General features: G+C 68.7%; 19 protein-coding genes. 9 read left to right on the forward strand and 10 right to left on the reverse strand.

The window, feature by feature from the left end; translation table 11 throughout:
* Window positions 1-4: 4 nt before the first annotated feature.
* On the reverse strand, window positions 5-451 hold the full coding sequence (locus LOK44_RS13870; RefSeq protein ID WP_237570651.1) for an acyl-CoA thioesterase: 447 nt from the start codon (window positions 449-451) through the stop codon (window positions 5-7).
* 29 nt (window positions 452-480) lie between these two features.
* On the opposite strand from LOK44_RS13870, the gene LOK44_RS13875 reads away from it, so the two are divergent.
* Window positions 481-1,578 (forward strand): alcohol dehydrogenase catalytic domain-containing protein, encoded by a 1,098-nt coding sequence (locus tag LOK44_RS13875; protein ID WP_237570652.1) that lies wholly within the window; start codon window positions 481-483, stop codon window positions 1,576-1,578.
* Here the strand turns inward: LOK44_RS13875 and LOK44_RS13880 are convergent, their stop codons facing one another.
* Both LOK44_RS13880 and LOK44_RS13885 read right to left on the reverse strand, forming a co-directional pair.
* Complete coding sequence (locus LOK44_RS13880) at window positions 1,579-2,352, reverse strand: SDR family oxidoreductase (protein ID WP_237570653.1); 774 nt, start codon at window positions 2,350-2,352, stop codon at window positions 1,579-1,581.
* Window positions 2,345-3,070: a TetR/AcrR family transcriptional regulator gene (locus LOK44_RS13885; protein WP_237570654.1), complete on the reverse strand. Its 726-nt coding sequence runs from the start codon at window positions 3,068-3,070 to the stop codon at window positions 2,345-2,347. Before LOK44_RS13885 ends, LOK44_RS13880 begins: the two co-directional genes overlap by 8 nt.
* 144 nt (window positions 3,071-3,214) lie before the next feature.
* On the opposite strand from LOK44_RS13885, the gene LOK44_RS13890 reads away from it, so the two are divergent.
* The gene (locus LOK44_RS13890; RefSeq protein ID WP_099045876.1) at window positions 3,215-3,325 is read left to right on the forward strand and encodes a hypothetical protein; all 111 of its coding nucleotides are present in this window, start codon (window positions 3,215-3,217) and stop codon (window positions 3,323-3,325) included.
* Here the strand turns inward: LOK44_RS13890 and LOK44_RS13895 are convergent.
* From LOK44_RS13895 to LOK44_RS13910, 4 genes are all read right to left on the reverse strand, one after another.
* On the reverse strand, window positions 3,310-3,750 hold the full coding sequence (locus tag LOK44_RS13895; RefSeq protein WP_237570655.1) for an MOSC domain-containing protein: 441 nt from the start codon (window positions 3,748-3,750) through the stop codon (window positions 3,310-3,312). The genes LOK44_RS13890 and LOK44_RS13895 overlap by 16 nt on opposite strands.
* Before the next feature lie 265 nt (window positions 3,751-4,015).
* The gene (locus LOK44_RS13900; RefSeq protein WP_237570656.1) at window positions 4,016-4,795 is read right to left on the reverse strand and encodes an ABC transporter ATP-binding protein; all 780 of its coding nucleotides are present in this window, start codon (window positions 4,793-4,795) and stop codon (window positions 4,016-4,018) included.
* Complete coding sequence (locus LOK44_RS13905) at window positions 4,779-5,807, reverse strand: taurine ABC transporter substrate-binding protein (protein ID WP_237570657.1); 1,029 nt, start codon at window positions 5,805-5,807, stop codon at window positions 4,779-4,781. Before LOK44_RS13905 ends, LOK44_RS13900 begins: the two co-directional genes overlap by 17 nt.
* Window positions 5,804-6,667 (reverse strand): ABC transporter permease, encoded by an 864-nt coding sequence (locus tag LOK44_RS13910; protein ID WP_237570658.1) that lies wholly within the window; start codon window positions 6,665-6,667, stop codon window positions 5,804-5,806. Before LOK44_RS13910 ends, LOK44_RS13905 begins: the two co-directional genes overlap by 4 nt.
* Window positions 6,668-6,851: 184 nt before the next feature.
* Here LOK44_RS13910 and LOK44_RS13915 point away from each other — a divergent pair, with 184 nt between their 5' ends.
* Window positions 6,852-7,877 (forward strand): iron-containing redox enzyme family protein, encoded by a 1,026-nt coding sequence (locus LOK44_RS13915; protein WP_237570659.1) that lies wholly within the window; start codon window positions 6,852-6,854, stop codon window positions 7,875-7,877.
* Window positions 7,878-7,905: 28 nt separating this feature from the next.
* Here LOK44_RS13915 and LOK44_RS13920 read toward each other — a convergent pair whose 3' ends face one another.
* Both LOK44_RS13920 and LOK44_RS13925 read right to left on the reverse strand, forming a co-directional pair.
* The gene (locus LOK44_RS13920; protein WP_237570660.1) at window positions 7,906-8,148 is read right to left on the reverse strand and encodes a CDGSH iron-sulfur domain-containing protein; all 243 of its coding nucleotides are present in this window, start codon (window positions 8,146-8,148) and stop codon (window positions 7,906-7,908) included.
* Entirely contained in the window at window positions 8,145-8,831 is a 687-nt protein-coding gene (locus LOK44_RS13925) for a HemK2/MTQ2 family protein methyltransferase (RefSeq protein WP_237570661.1), read from the reverse strand. The genes LOK44_RS13920 and LOK44_RS13925 overlap by 4 nt, the downstream gene beginning before the upstream one ends.
* A gap of 448 nt (window positions 8,832-9,279) precedes the next feature.
* On the opposite strand from LOK44_RS13925, the gene LOK44_RS13930 reads away from it, so the two are divergent.
* Entirely contained in the window at window positions 9,280-10,161 is an 882-nt protein-coding gene (locus LOK44_RS13930) for a SigB/SigF/SigG family RNA polymerase sigma factor (RefSeq protein WP_283817822.1), read from the forward strand.
* On the opposite strand, the gene LOK44_RS13935 is transcribed toward LOK44_RS13930, so the two are convergent.
* On the reverse strand, window positions 10,158-10,598 hold the full coding sequence (locus LOK44_RS13935) for a hypothetical protein (RefSeq protein ID WP_237570662.1): 441 nt from the start codon (window positions 10,596-10,598) through the stop codon (window positions 10,158-10,160). The genes LOK44_RS13930 and LOK44_RS13935 overlap by 4 nt on opposite strands.
* A 103-nt stretch (window positions 10,599-10,701) precedes the next feature.
* Here LOK44_RS13935 and LOK44_RS13940 point away from each other — a divergent pair, with 103 nt between their 5' ends.
* The 5 genes from LOK44_RS13940 (at window position 10,702) to LOK44_RS13960 (ending at window position 16,815) form a co-directional block, all read left to right on the forward strand.
* Window positions 10,702-11,703: a magnesium transporter CorA family protein gene (locus tag LOK44_RS13940; protein ID WP_237570663.1), complete on the forward strand. Its 1,002-nt coding sequence runs from the start codon at window positions 10,702-10,704 to the stop codon at window positions 11,701-11,703.
* 103 nt (window positions 11,704-11,806) lie between these two features.
* Complete coding sequence (locus LOK44_RS13945) at window positions 11,807-13,342, forward strand: Re/Si-specific NAD(P)(+) transhydrogenase subunit alpha (RefSeq protein ID WP_237570664.1); 1,536 nt, start codon at window positions 11,807-11,809, stop codon at window positions 13,340-13,342.
* Between the two features lie 32 nt (window positions 13,343-13,374).
* Entirely contained in the window at window positions 13,375-14,796 is a 1,422-nt protein-coding gene (gene pntB / locus LOK44_RS13950; protein ID WP_237570665.1) for a Re/Si-specific NAD(P)(+) transhydrogenase subunit beta, read from the forward strand.
* A 4-nt stretch (window positions 14,797-14,800) separates the two neighbouring features.
* The gene (locus tag LOK44_RS13955; protein ID WP_237570666.1) at window positions 14,801-15,664 is read left to right on the forward strand and encodes an EamA family transporter; all 864 of its coding nucleotides are present in this window, start codon (window positions 14,801-14,803) and stop codon (window positions 15,662-15,664) included.
* Between the two features lie 11 nt (window positions 15,665-15,675).
* Window positions 15,676-16,815, forward strand: coding sequence for an acyl-CoA dehydrogenase family protein (locus LOK44_RS13960; protein ID WP_237570667.1), 1,140 nt, complete (start codon window positions 15,676-15,678; stop codon window positions 16,813-16,815).
* The last annotated feature ends 70 nt before the right edge of the window (window positions 16,816-16,885 follow it).

The following is a 16,885-nucleotide window of genomic DNA, read 5'->3' on the forward strand; positions in this document are numbered from 1 at the left end:
AGCGTCAGTCGACCACGGCCCCAGCCAACACGGCCCGGATCGCGTCCGGGATGGGGACGGGACGTCGGGTGGTCCGGTCGACGTAGACGTGCACCCAGTGACCCACCGCGGCAACGGGTGCGGCGTCGGTGTCGGGCGCGAAGACCGACAGCCGGTAGGTGACGCTGCTCGTCCCGAGCCTGGTGACGGCCAGCCCCACGACGAGCGGATCGGGGAAGGCCAGTTCGGCGAAGTACCGGCAACCTGATTCGGCGACGACGCCCAGCCACGGCGCGGTTACGGGGTCGACGTCGGCGCTGGTGTTGATCCACGCGTTGATCGCGGTGTCGAACAGCTCGTAGTAGACCGCGTTGTTGAGATGGCCGAACATGTCGTTGTCCTTCCACCGGGTGAGGACGGGCCAGTGCACCGGGAAGTCCCGGCTGGTCAGTGATCTTTCATCGACGGCCATTCCGCCAGTCTTTCAGGCAGGCTGGTGGCATGAAGATTCGCGGAGCCGTTCTCGAACGCATCGGAGCCCCCCGCCGCTACGCCGACTCCCATCCGCTGAGCGTCGCCGACCTCGACCTCGCGCCACCCGGTGACACCGAACTCCTGGTTCGGATCGAGGCGGCGGGCCTGTGCCACTCCGATCTGTCGGTGGTCGACGGCAACCGCGTCCGCCCCGTGCCGATGCTGCTCGGCCACGAGGCGGCAGGCATCGTCGAGGAGGTCGGCGCCGCCGTGACCGACGTGCAGGCCGGGCAGCGGGTGGTCATGACCTTCCTGCCGCGCTGCGGCGAGTGCTCGGGGTGCGCCACGGACGGACTGGCGCCGTGCGTACCGGGCAGCGCCGCCAACGGCGTTGGAACGCTGCTCGGCGGCGAGACCCGCCTGAGCCGCGACGGCGAGCCCGTATTGCACCACCTCGGCGTCTCGGCTTTCGCGACGCACGCGGTGGTCGACCGACGATCGGTGGTGCCGGTGGCCGATGACGTCCCGCCCGTAGTGGCGTCGCTGCTCGGCTGCGCGGTGCTCACCGGCGGTGGCGCGGTGCTGAATGCCGGCCGTCCCGAGCCGGGGCAGACGGTCGCCGTCATCGGAGCCGGAGGAGTCGGGATGGCCGCCCTGCTCACCGCGCTCGCGCACGACGACGTACGGGTCGTCGCCATCGACCGGCTCGAGGACAAGCTGGCCCGCGCCCGCGAACTGGGCGTGCACGCCGCCCGCACGCCGGACGACGTCGGCGACTTGAAGGCCGAGGTCGTCATCGAAGCCGTCGGCCACGCGGCGGCACTCGAGACCGCCATCGCGGTGACCGCACCCGGCGGCCGCACGGTGAGCGTCGGCCTGCCCCATCCCGATGCGCGAATCAGCCTGTCGCCGTTGAGTTTGGTGGCCGAGGGTCGCTCGCTGATCGGCAGCTACCTGGGCTCGGCGGTGCCTGCACGCGACATCCCGCGCTTCGTCGAGATGTGGCGCGAGGGCCGGCTGCCGGTCGAAGCGCTGGTGTCTTCGACCATCGGGCTCGACCAGATCAACGAGGGCATGGACGAACTGGCCGACGGCCATGCGGTGCGGCAGGTCATCGAGTTCTGATCAGCGGATGGTGCTGACGCCGCCGTCGACTGGGATCACCGCACCGGTGATGTAGGTGCTCGCGCGACTGGCCAGGAACACCGCGATGCCCGCCATGTCGTCGGGCGCGCCGATACGGCCCAGCGGGAGTGCGGAACCGACGGCCTCGGAGCCCGCGGCCAGCAGCTCCTTCGTCATCCGGGACTGGAACAGCCCCGGCGCGATCGCATTGACCAGGATCTTCGGCGCCAACTCCCCGGCCAGGTGGCGGGTCAGCATGTGCACGGCGGCCTTGCTGGCGCTATAGGAGAAGTTGTCGCGGCCGCGTTCGGGGGCCACGATCCCGTCGATGCTGCCGGTGTTGACGACGCGGGACGGATCGTCGTCCGTCGCCCCCTCGGTGAGCAGCGGCACCAGCGCCCGGGTCAGCAGGAACACGCCCTTGACGTTGACGTCGAAGACCTTGTCGAAGCCCGACTCCGGGAAGTCCTCGAACGAGGCACCCCAGGCCGCGCCTGCGTTGTTGAACAGCGCGTGGATCGCGTCCTCGCGTTCGGTCAGCGCAGCCGTCAGCGCATCCACCCCGGCGGCCGTGCCGAGATCGGCTGGTATCGCCTCGACCCGACCGAGTGGCGCCAATTCGGCGGCCGCCGCTGCCAATTCGGCTTCCTTGCGGCTCGACAGGTACACGCTGGCGCCAGCTTCGAGCAGCCCACGGGCGATCATCACGCCGATGCCGCGACCGCCGCCCGTGACGACGGCTACCTTCCCGTCGAGCCGGAACAGGTCAGTCATTGGCGGCGGCCGTGGTCTTGACGTCGATCCCGAGCGGCTCCGCCGACCGGACCGCCTCGTCCTTGATCAGGCCGCGCAGTAGTGCCGTGCTGAATTCGACGGCGATCTCCTGCGCACTGCGCCTGCCCTGCGGCCGCAACCATCGGTAGGAGCCCAGCGTCATCCCGATGTAGCCAAGGGCCAGCACGTGCGAATCGCACTCGAAGAACTCGCCGCTGGCGATCCCGCGGTCGATGACGTCGCGGACGTGTTCGTAGACGGCGGTCTCCGAGTGGCGGATGTAGGCCACCTGCTCCTCGGTGAACCACTCCGTGATGTAGGGGCCCTCCTGGAAGTAGACGGCCGCCCGCTCGATGTCGCTGGCGATGCCGACGAGCAACCGACGGGTGAAGTGGTAGATCGTCTCGCGCGCGGTCGCCGTCGGGTCGTCGTGCAGGGCCGCGACGGTGAAGTCGGCAGCGCTCTTGTAGATGTCGTAGAGGATCAGCGACTTGCTGGCGTAGTAGTGGTAGACCGTCGCCTTGTTCAGGCCGACGGCATCGGCCACGTCGTCCATCCGCGTCCCGTGATAGCCACGCGCAGCGAACAGCTTCGTGGCGACGGTCAGCAGTTCGTCGCGCCGGGTCGAGCCGGCGGGCGCGGATTCCCTCGCCGCCGAGCCGCTCGTGCGAGGAGTGTTCGACGCCGATGCACGGCGAGCATCGGGTTCAGTGGACATGGCGACTCACTATAGGCAGGCCGGGACGGCGCCCGGGTATCTATCAACTGGTTGGCCAGTTTATTCTCGTGCCCTGATCGGGTACCCCTGCCCGCAGCCGGAGGGATAGACTTCCGACGACCACGCAGCAGCTGGGAGGCACTCATGGATCCGAACCCGGATTACGACGCGAGCGACGAAATCGAGTACTTCTTCCAGTTCCTGCCGTGGGGCCTGCGCGGCGTGTACCCGCCCCCGGCCTACCCACCGGTCTGATCCACCGCGACCACCGTCACCTCGTCGCCGACGCTGATCGTCCCCGACGACAGCAGCCGGCACACCGAACCCGCTCGGCGGCTCAACGCCGCGGCAGCCCCGCGACCCATGTCGTCGTCGAGCAGTCGGCACGGGGCCGACACCCGCACCACCTCCAGCTGGACGTCGCCGATCGTGATCCGCGTGCCCGGCTTCGTCGGGATCTCGCCGGCGTCCACCGTCACGTTGCGCCGCGTGCCGCCGCTGTCGATCTCGCGGCCTAGGTCGGCTGCCGCCCGGTCCAGCATCTCGCGCGACTGAATGGTGACGTGGCGGTGCCGCGTCCCGTGATAGCGGTCGCCGACCAGCCCGCGACCCTCCTCCGCCAGCACCGAGTCGACCGCCCGCACGGGTAGCCGCCGCCCCTTCGCGGTGTGGATCGCCACGACCTTCACCGCTGCGCGCCCGCGAGGTGCTCGCCGAAGAAGTCGGCGATCCGGCGCCAGGCGTCGGTCTTCAGCGAGCGCATCATGCTGACCACGCAGCGGATGGCGTTGCCGCGGTACAGGTCCGGCGCAGCGGCGAGGAAGCCGGCAGGCTGCCCGTGCGGGTTTCGAACGTGGTGTCCGTCATGGTCGGTCCAGGGTGCGCACCCGTTCCATGATCCACGGCCGACGGGCGGCGCTCCACGACCGGCTCGTGGCCGTCAGGTCAGGCCGCCGCGGCCTTCACTGCTCGACCAACCTCTGCCCGCAACCGCGTGTACTCGGGCGACCGCCTGAGTTCGTCGGGGTCCACTCCCGTGCGCGGCAGGTCCACCGGCAAGTCGAGCGCCACTTGGCCCGGCCGGCGCGTCAGCACGACGATGCGCGACCCGAGGAAGGCGGCTTCGTCGGCGCTGTGGGTCACGAACACCGTCGTGCGGCCGGTCTCGGCGCTCACCTGCCGGACGTCCTCCTGCAGTCGCTCGCGGGTGAGCGCGTCGAGCGCCGCGAACGGCTCGTCGAGCAGGAACAGTGGCGTCTCGGCAGCCAGTGCCCGCGCGATGGCCACCCGCTGCTGCTGCCCGCCGCTGATCTCCCAGATCTTGCGGTGACCGACCCCCTCGAGGCCCACGCGCTGCAACAGCTCCTCGCGACGCTCGTCCCTGCGGTCCCGCGGCACCCTCGCGTACTTCAGCGCCAGATCCACGTTGCCACCGACGGTGCGCCACGGAAACAGGCGCGGCTGCTGGAACACCACGCCCGAAGTCACGCCGGGTGTCGGCGATGCGCCGGACACCCTGACCTCACCGGCAGTCGGCTCCTCGAACCCGGCGATCAGTCGCAGCAGCGTGCTCTTGCCGCAGCCGGACGCTCCGACGAGCACCAGGAAGGCGCCCGGCTCGACGTCGAGATCGACTGGACCCAGGGCGGTTACGTCACCGTACCGGTGAGCGACGTTCGCGATCCTCAGCCCACCCCTGACCGCGACGTCACTGCTTGAGGGCATCGGGCAGTCCCTTGGTGTAGATCGCGTCTTGGAACGTCTGCAGCGGCGCGGCCGACGGGATCTGCTTCTGCTCGGCCAGGAACTCCGACGCGCTCTGCAGGTTGGCGGCGAGATTGCCCGGCTTGCCCTCGGAGCCAAGCCATTCCGGTGAGGCGACCTCGGCGGGGGTCAGGTAGACGCCCTGCTTCAGCTGCCCTTCGAGCGCTTCCGGCGTTAGCCCGACCTCGGCGGCGATGGCCTTGGCCGCTGCAGCCGGGTCATCCTTGATGACGTCGAGTGCGCGTGCCTCCTGTTGTCGCCAGATGTCGACGACCTCGGGATGGGCGTCGGCGAACTCGGTGCGGACCGCGGCCAGGTCGAGGGTCGGCTTGCCGCCCTGCGCCAACTGGCGGCTGGTGATCAGATCCTTGCCGGTGTTGCGCAGGTCGTCGAGCGTCGGCAGCCAGGTGTACGCCGCATCGATGTCACCGCGGTCCCACGCCGCCAAGATCGCCTGCGGTTGCAGGTCGACCAGCTGAACGTCGCTGGGGGACAACCCGTTCTGCGACAGTGCTGCAAGCAGGCTGTAGTGTGCCGTCGACGCGAACGGCGTTGCGATCCGCTTGCCGCGCAGCTCGGGGATGCTGTTCACCCCGGCCTCGTTGCGGACCACCAGGGCCTCGTTGTCGCCTGCCACGTCCAAGACGAACGCCACCTTGTAGGGGATGTTGAGCGGTGCGGATAGCCCGCGCGCCACGGGGCTCGAGCCGAGCGCGCCGAAGTCGAGTTCCTTGGCGATGAACGCGGTGTTGACGTCGGCGCCCGAGTCGAACTTGATCCACTTGATGTTGTAGTCGGGCAGCGCCTCTTCGAGCCACTTGTTGTTCTTGACGATCAGGTCACCGCTCGGGAACGACTGATAGCCAAGGCGAATGGTCTCCTTGTTCGAGTCGTTGCCCGAGTTGTCGACCGCGCAACCCGCCAGCGCCATGGTCGCGACCGCCGCAGCGGCCAGCAGGGCCCTTAGCGTCATATCTTTCCTCTCCAAGGGACGGCGCGCCGTTCAGCGGCGCGAAGTAGACCGTCGATGATCAGACCCGAGAACCCGATGGCGAAGATGCCGACGAGCACGACCGGGGTGTTGTTGTAATTGCTTGCGTCCTTGACCAATCCGCCGACCCCGGGAAGGCCGTTGAACAGCTCCGCGGCCACCACCGACGAGTAGGCCATGCCGACTGCGAGCCGGATGCCGGTGAACGTCTCGGGCAGCGCCGACGGGATCACCACGTCGCGAATCACTTCCGCACGGCTGGCGCCCAGCGCCCTGGCGGCTTCCTGCAGGCCGACGGGTGCTGCGACGACGGCGGCCGTGGTCGCGACCGCGGCGGGCGGCAGCGCGGCCAGCGCCAGCAGCGTGACCTTGGGCGCCTCGTCGATGCCCAGCCAGATCACGAGCAGGAAGAAGTAGGCCAGCGGCGGCAGCGCGCGGATGAACGTCAGCCACGGTTCGAGCACGCTGCGCACCCAGCTCACAGACCCCATCACCAGGCCGAGCAGCACGCCGAGCACGATGCCGATGATCACGCCCACCGCCACGCGGCGCAGCGTCATGTACAGGTGCTCCCACAGCAGATAGCCGGCGTAGCCGCGGACGCCGTCATGCGTCGTCGACACGTCGAGGAACGCGCGCCACACCGTGCTGGGGAACGGCACGAACGTTTGGTTCCAGACGCCGCTGGCGGCGACGAGCTGCCAGACGACACCGAATACCAGCACCGACAGCAGCGGAAGGGCAGCGCGCGTGGTCCTGCCACGCCACTGGTTCTTGGGCGCGTTGCGCACCGGCGAGTCGACATGCGACTCGTCGGGCGTGATGTCGACGAAGACGGACACGTGACCTGACTTTCCTGGTGTGAGCGGGCGGACGCGCTCAGCGACAGCAGGAGTCGGCAGGCGGTGTCACGCGCATCCGGTATTCATACCGACGTCCTTAGATCAGCCGAAGTACTGCGCTCACGACGATTTTTAGTTCGCTGTAGTGGCGTTTCACGCGAACGCGACCGGGTAGTTGAAGATAGTGACACTTGCGCAACCCATCGCCACCGAGCCGACGCTGCCCAGCGCGCGCGGCCCGCTGTCCGCCACCGTCATCGACCTCCTCGCCGAGCGTGCCCCGCACGGACACCTGCAGCGCATCGAGTCCTCGGTGGGCGACGCCGATCCGTATGGACTCGACCTCCATCTGGCTCTCGCCGTCTGTTACGAGTTGCACTACAGCGGTTTCCGCGGCGTCGATTCCGGGTGGGAGTGGAACGCCGGCTTGCTGCACCTGCGCGGCCGACTCGAAGACCTGTTCTTGGACGCTCTGCGCCGCGACGTCGGCCCGATCACCGCCGACGACACCGCCGAGGCCGAGATGACCCGGCTGTCCGTCGAACCCACCAGCGGCAACGGACCCACCTGGCACTTCCTGAAGGACGGCACCTGGGAGCAGGTTCAGGAGTACTTCGTCCACCGCTCGATCTATCACCTCAAGGAGGGCGACCCACACGCCTGGGCCATTCCCCGCCTGCGTGGCCGCGCGAAGGCCGCGTTCGTCGCGGTCGAGTTCGACGAGTTCGGTGGCGGACGCGCGTCGGAGATCCACCAGGAACTGTTCGCCGACCTGCTCGCCGCGTCCGGCCTGGACTCCTCGTACCTGGGTTACATGGACTACGCGGTCGGCGAGACGCTGGTCGCGGTCAACCTAATGTCGATGTTCGGCCTGCACCGCTCGTTGCGTGGCGCAGCGGTCGGGCACTTCGCCGCCACCGAGATCACCTCACCGTCGGGGTCGCAGCGCATGGTGCGGGCGCTGAAGCGCCTGGGTGGGCCCGATGAGGCCATCAAGTTCTACGCCGAACACGTCGAAGCCGACGCCGTGCACGAGCAGATCGTGCGCACCGACGTCGTGGGTGACCTGGTGATGCGTGAGCCGCACGTCGAAGCCGACGTGGTGTTCGGGATGCGGGCGTTCGACTTCGTGGAGGACCGCCTGGCCGATCACATGGTGCGGTCGTGGACCCAGGGCACGACGTCGCTGCGTCGTCCGCTCGACGACTGATCCTCCGTACGGCGAACGACGACCGGAATCAAGCCTCGGCCGGTGCCTCCGCGCTGACGGTCGTCGACGCGTCGTCGTCCTTGGCGCGCTGACGGCGCCGGTGGCTGGTGTCGCACAGCGGATAGATCTTGCTGCGCCGACAGGTGCAGATGGCGCACATGAACCGGTCGGACTCCACGACGGTGCCGTCGGGCATCTCGATGCGGACCGGGCCCTGCACCATCACCGGCCCGTTCGGGACGATGCGGACCACCCGGGCCTCGTCGCTCACGGTCGGACGGCTTCGATCACGGCGAGCCGTTCGTAGCGACGACCCGGCTCGAGCCGGCCCGTGCGCTCCAGCCACGGAGCGCGCGCCTTCATCACGGGGCCGAATGGAATGCGCTGATGGGTAACGACATTCGAGCGGAGGCCGGCCGCGCGGAGCGCTTCGACGGTCTGGTCGATGCCTGCGAATTCGGAGTGCACGACGAGCAGTCGTCCGCGCTCGGCCAACAGGTTCGGTGCGTACGCGCAGAGCGGGTCCAGTACCAGACGTCCGTCGATGCCCGCGTCGAACGCCAGCCGCGGGCCCGCGTTCTCCGGGAGGTTCTCTTCGCTCTCCTCGTCGAACGGCACGTACGGCGGGTTGCTCAACACGAGGTCGAACGGGCCGTACTCGGCTGCCCGGGCCCAGTGGCCGAGGTGCACGTCGACCTCGACGCCCGCAGCCACGGCGTTCGCGCGAGCGACTCGCACGGCACGGCTGCTCAGGTCGAAGGCGGCGACCGACGCTGCGCCCTGGGCTGCGGCGTTGATCGCCACGAAGCCGCTGCCCGTGCACAGGTCTGCGACCCGCAAACCGGCGGGTGGAGCGTGCCGCTCCATCACGTCGACGATGAGTTGTGAATCTTCCTGAGGGCGATACACGCCTGCGGCGGTCATTTCGCTCGGCTCGAGGATGGCAGTTGTCACATCGGCTCCATTTCCCCACGGTGGTTCGCCGTGTGGCTACAGCGACATATCCACTGGTGCCCTCTTGAAATCGAAATAAACCTGCCTGGTGAAGGGCCTGATCGAGATGCACACTCGCTATGCGGGGCTCATCGGCGTACTGTTCGAGTAGTCCACTCTTGGACACCACGCGCCGTTTAGTTAGAAGCGGACGACAAGGCTGCACCGTTTGATTCGGTCGCGCCCCCGCTTCGTTGAGTCTCCTGCGAGCGTCGGCACCCCGAAACCTCCCGTGCAGACACGGCAAATTGCCGGGTCCGTTCGCTACGGACTGGATACGCCGCAGGTTGTCGCGGTCGTTTCCGTAGGACGCCTGTTAGGGGGTCCGCCCGATGACTATCTCTGCTTTCGTGAATCAGGTCGACGAGTGTGCCGGAGGTGCCTCGTGACCATGCAAATGGACGCTCCCATGGACACTTCATACCGGGCCGCTGAGGTCGCACCGGACGACAAACTGGTGCACCTGGCTCCCCTGGCCGAGACGACACCCGTCGAGATCGCGCCGCCGGAGAGCCCCGCTACGGCATCACGCCGGAACAACGACGAATACGCCGACGTCATCGACATGTTCCGCGTCATGCGGATGTTCGACGAGGGCACACCGCAGCATCAGCGTCACCGCGACGCGATCATCGAACGGTGCCTACCTCTGGCCGAGCACATCGCGCGCCACTATGACCGGCGCGGCGAGGACTTCGAGGACCTGCGTCAGATCGCCCGGCTGGGTCTGGTCAATGCGGTCAACCGCTTCGACGCCGAAAAGGGCAGCGGCTTCCTGTCTTTCGCCGTCCCCACGATGATGGGCGAGGTGCGTAGGCACTTCCGCGATCACGGTTGGGCCATGCATGTGCCGCGCCGGCTCAAGGATCGCCACGTGCAGTTGACGCGCGCGATCTCCGAGCTCACGCAGACCAAGGGCCGTGCGCCGACACCGAGTGAGCTGGCGGAATACCTGGAGGTCGACCGCGCAGACGTCGTCGAGAGCCTGGTGGCGTCGGCGGCCTACCGCACGCAGTCGATCGACGCGCCGGTGCCCGGTGGCGACGGTGACTCGAGGATGCTGGCCGACACGGTGGGCACCGTCGATCCGTCGTTCGCCCGCATCACCGACCAGGAGTCGGTGCGCCCGCTGATCGCCGGTCTGCCCGATCGCGAACGGACGATTCTGTATTTGCGCTTCTTCGAATCGATGACGCAGAGCCAGATCGCCGAGCGCATCGGGGTGTCGCAGATGCACGTGTCGCGGATCCTGGAGCGGACGCTCAAGGATCTGCGCGACAAGCTGGGTTAACCCGCTACAGCGCCGCCCGCGTCGAGTTCGCGGGGTTTCGGCCACGAAGTCGGCATCTCGACTGCCCGTGCGCGGGCTGCGAGGGCCGACTTCGTCGCTGCGACCGCCGTGATCGCGGTTGCTGCGGCGACCCTCGCACCAGATGCGGCCGACGCCGTCGTGATCGCGGCGGCAGAACACCACCGCTTCGCCTCGGCGAGCACGCGGTCGGTCGGTGCGACGCGAATGACCTCGCTCGCCGGGATGTAGACGTAGTGCATGGTGTCGACGGTCAGCGCCGTCGCGCCCAGCACGCTCGTCTCTCGGTAGACCTCGCCGCACTTGCGGCAGCGGACCTCGTAGCGCACCGCATCGGGACCGTCTTCGGTGAAGCAGTAATCAGCGATGGCGACACAGCTGGGGCAGCGGGCCACGCCACGCTCGACCACGGGATTCATGCACTGATCCTGCGTCTACGCGCGCGTCGATACAGCAGGTCCGACCATGTCGATGCCGTCCCGGTACGAAAACGAGATCAGCGGCTCCGCGATGATGACTCCCATGACCGATGTGCACGGGCGGGTATGGCGAGGGGGACGGCCGCAGGAGGACTTCTCCTTCGACCAGATCTCCGACTATCTCGCCGATGACGGCACGCTGGTGTGGGTCGACGTCTACGACCCGGACCACGCGACGCTGACGGCACTGGCCGACGAGCTGACGCTCAACGTGTGGGCGGTCGAGGACGCGATCGCGCCCAACGAGCGCACCAAGGCCACCGTCTACCACTCGCACACGTTCTTCACCGTCTACGCGATCGATACGGTCGCGCCCACCGACGACTCCAGCTCGACGCTGCTCAAGTACCGCATCTCGGGCTTCGTCCTGCCGCGCGGGCTGATCACGGTGCGGCTCCCGGCGGCGACGGGAGGGCGCTGGGACACCGGCCTGGTGTCGGATCGATTCGACGAGCTGGGCGGCCAGGAGCACGGCGTGGGCGCGCTCGTACACGGTCTGCTCGACGTGGTCGTCGACGGGCACTTCGATGCAGTGCAGGCCCTCGACGACGGCATCGAGGCGCTGGAGGACGAGCTCTTCGCCGAGGACGGCCCCAAGGGCGGCGGGCTGCAGCGAAGGACGTTCCGCTTCCGCAAGGACCTCGTCGAGCTGCGGCGCGTGGTGTTGCCGATGCGCGAGGTGGTCAGCGCGATCCAGCACCGCCGCCTCGACGCGAAGACGTCACCGGAACTAGACCCGCTCTACGCCGATCTGTACGACCACGTCCTGCGGGCGTCGGAGTGGACGGAGTCGCTGCGCGACATGGTCACGACGGTGTTCGAGACCAATCTGTCGCTGCAGGACGCGCGGCTCAACACCGTGATGAAGAAGCTGACGGGCTGGGCAGCGATCATCGCAGTGCCGACGGCCGTCACCGGCTTCTACGGCCAGAACGTGCAGTATCCCGGCATCGAGACCGTGCACGGGTTCGTGGTCAGCTCGGCGATCATCGTGGTTCTGGTGGCGCTGCTGTACGTCACGTTCAAGCGACGCGACTGGCTGTGAGCGCCGTTCGCCTCGGATCGCACGCCGCTCACCGTGACTAAGCGGGCCGCTCACCGACAGAGGGGTGCGCGCGTGCCCGGCGGGCAAATGCGAGACTCTTCGGATGCAGATCGGGATTCCGCGCGAGTCACACGCGGGTGAGACGCGTGTCGCCGCCACGCCCCAGACCGTCGGGCAACTCCTCAAACTGGGCTATTCCGTCGTCGTCGAGTCCGGTGCCGGAGACGCCTCGAGCTTCTCCGATGCCGCCTACGTCGAGGCGGGCGCCAGTGTCGGGTCGCCCGAAGAGGCACTGTCCGCCGAGGTAGTGCTCAAGGTCAACGCGCCCAACGACGCCGAGATCGCAGCGCTCGCCGACCACGCCACGCTGGTCAGCCTCATCTCGCCGGCGCTGAACCCGGAACTGGTCGAGAAGCTGTCCGCTCGCCCCATCACGGTGCTGGCGATGGATGCCGTTCCGCGCATCTCGCGGGCGCAGTCACTCGACGTGCTGTCGTCGATGGCGAACATCGCCGGCTACCGCGCCGTCGTCGAGGCCGCGCACGCCTTCGGCCGGTTCTTCACCGGCCAGGTGACCGCGGCGGGCAAGGTCCCGCCCGCCAAGGTGCTGGTGGTCGGCGCGGGCGTGGCCGGCCTCGCCGCGATCGGCGCGGCGGGCAGCATGGGCGCCATCGTGCGGGCCACCGACCCGCGCCCCGAGGTCGCCGACCAGGTCAAGTCGCTCGGTGGCGAGTACCTGTACGTCGACAAGGAGGCCGCCGAGGTCTCGGCCACCGGCTACGCCAAGGAGATGGACGACGACTACAAGGCCCGCGAGGCCGCGCTCTACGCCGAACAGGCGGGCGACGTCGACATCATCATCACCACCGCACTCATCCCCGGTCGGCCGGCGCCCCGCATCATCACCGCCGACATGGTGGCATCGATGAAGCCGGGCAGCGTGATCGTCGACATGGCCGCGGCCAACGGCGGCAACGTCGAGGGCACCGTCGAGGACCAGGCCATCGTCACCGACAACGGCGTGACGATCATCGGGTACACCGATCTCGCCGGCCGGCTGCCTGCAACGGCGTCCCAGCTCTACGGCACCAACCTGGTCAACCTGCTCAAGCTGCTCACCCCGGAGAAGGACGGCCGGCTCACGCTGGACTTCGACGACGTCGTGCAGCGTTCGGTCACCGTCGTACGCGACGGCGAGACCACCTGGCCGCCCCCACCGGTCCAGGTCTCCGCGGCGCCGGCGGCTGCGGCCGCGGCCGCCCCGGTCGAGGCCCCCAAGGCCAAGGAGCCGATGACGGCCGGTCGCCGGTTGGGCATCACGCTCGCTGCCGCTGCGGTGCTGTTCGCCCTGCTGGCGTTGTCCCCAGCAGCGCTGCAAATGCACCTGACGGTCTTCGCGCTGGCGATCGTCATCGGCTACTACGTGATCGGCAACGTGCACCATGCGTTGCACACACCGCTCATGTCGGTGACGAATGCGATCTCCGGGATCATCGTCGTCGGTGCCCTGCTGCAGGTCGGGGAACCCGACGGTGCGATCGCCGCACTGGCCACCCTCGCCATCCTGCTCGCCAGCATCAACATCTTCGGTGGCTTCGCGGTCACCCGCCGCATGCTCGCGATGTTCTCCCGCAGCTAGAGCTTGCCCAACCGATCGGAACCAATCTCCCCATGTTGACCCTGGAAACTGCTGCGACCGCGGCCTATGTCGTGGCAGCACTGCTCTTCGTCCTCTCCCTGGCCGGACTGTCCAGGCACGAGACGTCCCGCGCCGGCATCAGCTTCGGCATCGTGGGCATGGCGATCGCGCTCATCGCGACCATCGCGCTGGCCATCAACCACGAGATCGAGCCGTTGGGCCTCGGGCTGCTGTTCGGCGCCATGGCGATCGGCGCCGCCATCGGGCTCTGGCGGGCCCGGATCGTCGAGATGACGGGCATGCCCGAGCTGATCGCACTGCTGCACTCGTTCGTCGGCCTGGCTGCGGTACTGGTGGGCTGGAACGGCTACCTGCACATCGAGGCTCACCCCGACGGGCCGGATGCCGTCGCGATGTCCGAGCAGGGCATGCTCGGCATCCATTCCGCTGAGGTGTTCATCGGCGTGTTCATCGGCGCGGTCACCTTCACCGGGTCGATCGTGGCCAACCTCAAACTGTCGGCCCGGATGAAGTCAGCGCCACTGATGCTGCCCGGGAAGAACATCCTCAACCTCGGATCGCTGGTGCTCTTCGCAGCGCTGACGGTCTGGTTCGTCATCGATCCGCAGCTGTGGTTGCTGATTGCGGTCACCGCGCTCGCGCTGCTGCTCGGCTGGCACCTGGTGGCATCCATCGGCGGCGGCGACATGCCGGTCGTGGTGTCCATGCTCAACAGCTACTCGGGCTGGGCGGCCGCCGCGGCCGGCTTCCTGCTCGGCAACAACCTGCTGATCGTCACCGGCGCGCTGGTCGGCTCCTCCGGTGCGTACCTGTCCTACATCATGTGCAAGGCCATGAACCGGTCCTTCATCTCCGTGATCGCAGGCGGCTTCGGGATCGAGGCCGGGCCCGCCGACGACAAGGACTACGGCGAGCACCGCGAGATCACTGCCGAGGGTGCAGCCGAACTGCTCGGCTCGGCGAGCTCGGTCATCATCACCCCCGGCTACGGCATGGCGGTCGCGCAGGCGCAGTACGGCGTCGCCGACCTCACCCGCAAGCTGCGCGAGCGCGGCGTCGACGTGCGGTTCGGCATCCACCCCGTCGCGGGCCGCCTGCCCGGCCACATGAACGTGCTGCTGGCCGAGGCCAAGGTGCCCTACGACGTCGTCCTGGAGATGGACGAGATCAACGACGACTTCGACGGCACCTCCGTCGTTCTGGTCATCGGCGCCAACGACACCGTCAACCCCGCGGCGTCCGAGGATCCCAGCAGCCCGATCGCGGGCATGCCGGTGCTGACGGTGTGGAACGCCGACAACGTCATCGTGTTCAAGCGCTCGATGGCGTCGGGCTACGCCGGCGTGCAGAACCCGCTGTTCTTCCGGGACAACACGCAGATGCTCTTCGGCGACGCCAAGGACCGCGTGGACGCGATCAACGCCGCGCTGTAGCCCCATGGCCCGCGTCCCCGCGTGGTCGGTGCCGCTGTTCTTCGTCGTGGGCGCGGTGTCGCAGTACGCCGGCGCAGCGGTGGGCGTGTTCCTGTTCGAGACCACCGACCCCGCGGCAGTGGCGTGGCTGCGGGCGGCCGCGGCTGCGATGGCACTGCTCGTGTGGCGACGTCCGTGGCGCACCCGCTGGACCCGCCGCACGATCGTTGCCGCGGGCGGATTCGGCATCGTGACGGTGGCCATGAACGTCGCGTTCTTCGAGGCGATCGCCCGCATCCCGCTCGGCACTGCCGTGGCCATCGAGTTCCTCGGTCCGGTCGCGGTGGCGGCGCTCGGATCTCGGCGTGGCCGTGACATGGTCGCCGTGGTCCTCGCCGCCGGAGGCGTCGCGGCGTGTGCGGGCGTGCAGGCGGGTGCCGACGCCGTCGGGGTCGGCTTCGCGCTCTTGGCCGCCGCGCTGTGGGCCGGCTACATCCTGCTCGGCAAGCGGGTCGCCGATGCGGGGGCCGGCCTCGACTCACTGGCCGTCGGGATGGCCGTCGCGGCGGTGGTGCTCGCGGCGCCCCTGTTGCTGGGTCAGTTGATCGACGACGCTTCGGTGTTCGCCTATCCCCGCACCTGGCTGCTGGGCGCCGCGGTGGGCGTCCTGTCGACCGCGGTGCCGTACGGCCTCGACCAGGTGGTGCTGACGCGGATCGGCCGGGCGCGGTTCGCGCTGCTGCTGGCGCTGCTGCCCGCGACCGCGGCCATCGTCGGTGCCATCGCGCTGGCGCAGCGGCCGACCGTCGCCGAGGCGGTGGGCATCGCACTGGTGATGGTGGCTCTGGTGGTGGCGTCCGGCGGCGATACAGTGGCCTCGAGAAACTAGGAGATGCAACCATGCCGGTCGACCGCCTGCTCCCCTCCGACGAGGCCGCCGAGCTGATCGCGCTGACCCGCGACGTCGCCGACAAGGTGCTCGACCCAATCGTCGACGAGCACGAGCGCACCGAGACCTACCCCGACGGGGTGTTCGCGCAACTGGGCGCCGCGGGCCTGCTGAGCCTGCCGCAGCCCGAGGAGTGGGGCGGCGGCGGCCAGCCGTTCGAGGTGTACCTGCAGGTGCTCGAGGAACTGGCCGCGCGGTGGGCGGCGGTCGCCGTCGCCGTCAGCGTGCACAGCCTGTCGTCGCACCCGCTGTTGACCTTCGGCACCGACGAGCAGAAGCAGCGTTGGCTGCCCGGGATGCTGTCTGGCGACCAGATCGGCGCGTACAGCCTCTCCGAGCCGCAGGCCGGGTCCGACGCAGCGGCGTTGCGGTGCAGCGCCATTGGCGACGACGACGGCTACGTGCTGAACGGGTCGAAGTCGTGGATCACCCACGGTGGCGTCGCGGACTTCTACACGTTGTTTGCGCGGACGGGCGAGGGCAGCAAGGGGATCTCGTGCTTCCTCGTCCCCGGTGACCTGGAGGGGCTGACGTTCGGCAAGCCCGAGGAGAAGATGGGCCTCGCCGCCGTACCGACGACGTCGGCGTTCTACGAGAACGCGCGCATCGACGCCGACCGCCGGATCGGCGCCGAGGGTCAGGGGCTCCAGATCGCGTTCAGTGCGCTGGACTCGGGACGGCTGGGCATCGCCGCCGTCGCGGTCGGCATCGCCCAAGCCGCGCTCGACGAGGCGACGCGTTACGCCAACGAGCGAACGACGTTCGGCCGCAAGATCATCGACCACCAGGGCCTCGGCTTCCTGCTGGCCGACATGTCGGCCGCGACGGTGAGCGCCCGCGCCACCTACCTCGACGCTGCCCGCCGACGCGACCTCGGGCTGCCGTACGGCGCGCAGGCCAGCGTCGCCAAGCTCATCGCCACCGACGCGGCCATGAAGGTCACCACCGACGCGGTGCAGGTGTTCGGCGGCGCCGGCTACACCCGCGACTACCGCGTCGAACGGTTCATGCGCGAAGCGAAGATCACCCAGATCTTCGAGGGCACGAACCAGATTCAGCGCCTGGTGATCGCGCGCGGCCTGACCAGTTAACCGCGAGCAGACACCAACTCGCACTCAGAGCCCCCTCCGCGTGCGAGTTGGTGTCTGCTCGCGGGCGCGC

The organism is Mycolicibacterium lacusdiani (assembly GCF_021916785.1).
GTDB lineage: Bacteria > Actinomycetota > Actinomycetes > Mycobacteriales > Mycobacteriaceae > Mycobacterium > Mycobacterium lacusdiani.

Bases quoted from the DNA above. Each gene is read 5' to 3' on its own strand.
- LOK44_RS13870 (WP_237570651.1), bottom strand. From the start codon at position 451: ATGGCCGTCGATGAAAGATCACTGACCAGCCGGGACTTCCCGGTGCAC.
- LOK44_RS13875 (WP_237570652.1), top strand. From the start codon at position 481: ATGAAGATTCGCGGAGCCGTTCTCGAACGCATCGGAGCCCCCCGCCGC.
- LOK44_RS13880 (WP_237570653.1), bottom strand. From the start codon at position 2,352: ATGACTGACCTGTTCCGGCTCGACGGGAAGGTAGCCGTCGTCACGGGC.
- LOK44_RS13885 (WP_237570654.1), bottom strand. From the start codon at position 3,070: ATGTCCACTGAACCCGATGCTCGCCGTGCATCGGCGTCGAACACTCCT.
- LOK44_RS13890 (WP_099045876.1), top strand. From the start codon at position 3,215: ATGGATCCGAACCCGGATTACGACGCGAGCGACGAAATCGAGTACTTC.
- LOK44_RS13900 (WP_237570656.1), bottom strand. From the start codon at position 4,795: ATGCCCTCAAGCAGTGACGTCGCGGTCAGGGGTGGGCTGAGGATCGCG.
- LOK44_RS13905 (WP_237570657.1), bottom strand. From the start codon at position 5,807: ATGACGCTAAGGGCCCTGCTGGCCGCTGCGGCGGTCGCGACCATGGCG.
- LOK44_RS13930 (WP_283817822.1), top strand. From the start codon at position 9,280: ATGGACACTTCATACCGGGCCGCTGAGGTCGCACCGGACGACAAACTG.
- LOK44_RS13935 (WP_237570662.1), bottom strand. From the start codon at position 10,598: ATGAATCCCGTGGTCGAGCGTGGCGTGGCCCGCTGCCCCAGCTGTGTC.
- LOK44_RS13940 (WP_237570663.1), top strand. From the start codon at position 10,702: ATGACCGATGTGCACGGGCGGGTATGGCGAGGGGGACGGCCGCAGGAG.
- LOK44_RS13945 (WP_237570664.1), top strand. From the start codon at position 11,807: ATGCAGATCGGGATTCCGCGCGAGTCACACGCGGGTGAGACGCGTGTC.
- pntB (WP_237570665.1), top strand. From the start codon at position 13,375: ATGTTGACCCTGGAAACTGCTGCGACCGCGGCCTATGTCGTGGCAGCA.
- LOK44_RS13955 (WP_237570666.1), top strand. From the start codon at position 14,801: ATGGCCCGCGTCCCCGCGTGGTCGGTGCCGCTGTTCTTCGTCGTGGGC.
- LOK44_RS13960 (WP_237570667.1), top strand. From the start codon at position 15,676: ATGCCGGTCGACCGCCTGCTCCCCTCCGACGAGGCCGCCGAGCTGATC.